This window comes from Citrobacter sp. S55_ASV_140 (genome assembly GCF_018919505.1).
Classification (GTDB): domain Bacteria; phylum Pseudomonadota; class Gammaproteobacteria; order Enterobacterales; family Enterobacteriaceae; genus Citrobacter; species Citrobacter werkmanii.
The window spans coordinates 1-2,998 of sequence record NZ_JAHLQZ010000312.1; the positions used below are offsets into that span (position 1 = coordinate 1).

General features: G+C 55.0%; 2 protein-coding genes. Both read left to right on the top strand.

All coding sequences use genetic code 11. The annotated features are described in order from the left end of the window. The coding region (locus tag KQJ18_RS23010; RefSeq protein ID WP_216422842.1) for a Dam family site-specific DNA-(adenine-N6)-methyltransferase at window positions 1-609 on the top strand (609 nt) is incomplete at its 5' end. Continuing rightward, a partial coding sequence (locus KQJ18_RS23015) for a replication endonuclease (protein ID WP_216422843.1) occupies window positions 600-2,998 on the top strand: 2,399 nt, incomplete at its 3' end. The genes KQJ18_RS23010 and KQJ18_RS23015, both read left to right, overlap by 10 nt.

A 2,998-nucleotide genomic window follows, 5' to 3' on the forward strand; every position in this document is an offset into this window, starting at 1 on the left:
CCAGAGGCATATTATAAGACGAGACAGGAGTTTAACTTGCGCCATGGTGGCGAAATTGAACGCGCATTGTATTTCTTATATTTAAATCGCCATGGTTATCGCGGACTGTGTCGCTATAATTTGGACGGTTATTTTAATGTTCCTTACGGTAATTATAAAAAGCCGTACTTCCCTGAAAACGAAATACGCGCATTTGCAGAAAAAGCAAAACGCGCAACGTTTATCTGCGCTAGCTATGACGAGACACTGGCACTGCTGCAAACGAGTGATGTTGTCTATTGCGATCCACCATATGACGGCACGTTTAACGGATATCACACCGCTGGTTTTACAGAGGATGATCAGTACCATCTGGCGTCTATTCTTGAACGCCGGTCATCAGAAGGTCATCCGGTTATCGTGTCCAACAGCGATACGTCTCTGACCCGTTCGCTTTATCGTGATTTTACTCGCCATCGTATAACCGCTAAGCGCAGCATGGGCGTGGCTGCCGGTGATAGTAAAACTGCAGTAGAAATCATCGCCACAAAATCAGCAGGCTGGTTTGGTGTTGATTTGGCGTCTGGTCCTGATGTCTCGGTGGAAACTGAGGTGCGGGCGTGGCAGTGAGTAAATTCACATTACATCATGCACAAACCACCGGCGGCTCGAATGAGGCCGCCGTGGCCTTTCCATGGAATAACCCAAAAAAAGCGGTTAACCCGTATCTGGAACCGGCGGAAATTGCGCCGGAGTCTGCGCTTTCAAACCTCATCACTCTGTACGCTGCGGATAACGAGCACGAACAACTGCGCCGTGAGACGTTGAGTGATGAGGTTTGGGAACGCTATTTCTTTAATGAATCCCGCGATCCTGTCCAGCGTGAAATTGAGCAGGATCGGCTGATTAGCCATGCCAAAATGGCCCGCGAACAGCAGCGCGTTAATCCCGATTTGGTGATTATTGCCGATGTAAGCGCCATGCCTGCCCATATCAGCAAGCCTTTGCTGGAGCGGATTAAATACTTCCATAGCCTGGGCAGGGCTAAAGCTTATTCCCGCTATCTGCGCGAAACAATCAGGCCTTGTCTTGAGCGGCTGGAGCGCGTGCGGGACAGCCAGGTGTCTGCGTCTTTCCGATTCATGGCGAGCCAGGATGGGCTGGAGGGGCTGCTGGTACTGCCTGAAATGAATCAGGAGCAGGTCAAGCGCCTTTCCACGCTGGTTGCGGCACATATGAGCATGTGTCTCGATGCGGCCTACAGTGATCTGTTTGTCAGTGACGATGTTAAACCAGAAGAAATCCGCCAGGCATGGGAAAGGGTTGCTGCAGAAGCCATGCGCCTTGAGGTCATCCCGCCTGCCTTTGAGAAGTTACGCCGCAAAAAGCACCGCCGCAAGCCGGTGCCTTATGAACTGATCCCATCGTCGCTGGCGCGTATGCTGTGCGCGGACTGGTGGTATCGCAAATTGTGGCAGATGCGCTGCGAGTGGCGGGAGGAGCAGCTGCGCGCCGTCTGCCTGGTCAACAAGAAAGCGTCCCCGTATGTCAGCTATGAAGCCGTGATCCACAAACGCGAGCAGCGCCGCAAATCGCTGGAGTTCTTCCGTTCACATGAACTGGTCAACGAAGACGGTGACACGCTGGACATGGAAGACGTGGTGAACGCAAGCAACAGCAACCCGGCACACCGCCGTAATGAAATGATGGCCTGTGTTAAGGGACTGGAGCTGATAGCGGAAATGCGCGGAGACTGCGCGGTGTTCTATACCATCACCTGCCCGTCACGCTTTCACGCAACCCTCAACAACGGCAGACCTAATCCGAAGTGGACCAGCGCTACCGTCCGGCAGAGCAGCGACTATCTGGTTGATACGTTCGCCGCTTTCCGCAAGGCCATGCACAAGGCCGGGCTGCGCTGGTATGGCGTCCGCGTGGCAGAGCCGCACCATGACGGCACAGTACACTGGCATCTTCTGTGCTTCATGCGCAAAAAAGACCGCCGTTCCATCACTGCGATGCTGCGTAAGTTTGCCATCCGTGAAGACCGCGAGGAGCTGGGCACCAATACCGGGCCGCGCTTCAAGTCCGAGCTAATCAACCCGCGCAAGGGCACGCCGACCAGCTACATCGCCAAATACATCAGCAAGAACATCGACGGGCGCGGGCTGGCTAAAGAAATCAGCAAAGAAACCGGCAGATCACTGCGTGACAGCGCCGAGCATGTCACCGCCTGGGCGTCACTGCATCGTGTCCAGCAGTTCCGTTTCTTTGGTATTCCGGGGCGTCAGGCATACCGAGAGCTGCGTTTGCTGGCTGGTCAGGCGGCGAGAGTGCAGGGCGAACGCATAGCGGGTGCGCCGGTACTGGATAATCCGCGTCTGGATGCGGTACTGGCAGCGGCAGATGCGGGTTGCTTTGCCACCTACATCATGAAGCAGGGCGGTGTACTGGTGCCCCGCAAACATCACCTTGTCCGCACGGCATATGAGCTTAACGACGAACCGAGCGCCTACGGTGATCACGGTATCCGTATCTATGGCATCTGGTCCCCGATTGTAGAGGGCAAGATTTGCACGCACGCGGTGAAGTGGAAAAAGGTTCGCAAGGCCGTTGACGTTCAGGAGGCGGCAGCCGACCAGGGCGCTTGCGCCCCTTGGACTCGTGGCAATAACTGTCCCCCTGTTGAAAATTTGCACCAATCAGGGGGGGGGCTGCCCGATATTAAAACCATGAATGAGAAGGAACTGCACGATTACCTCCACGGCATGAGTCAGAAGGAACGCCGGGAGCTGACAGCCAGGTTGAGACTGGTAAAACCGAAGCGGCGGAAAGGGTACAAACAGCAGATTAGCAATCATCAGCGCCAGCAGCTTGATACTGAACTGAGGTCTAGGGGATTTGATGCGAGCGATACCGAGGTGGATCTGCTTCTGCGTGGCGGCAGTATCCCGTCCGGGGCCGGGCTGCGTTTGTTCTACCGAAATCAGCGCCTGCAGGAAGATGATAAATGGCGGCA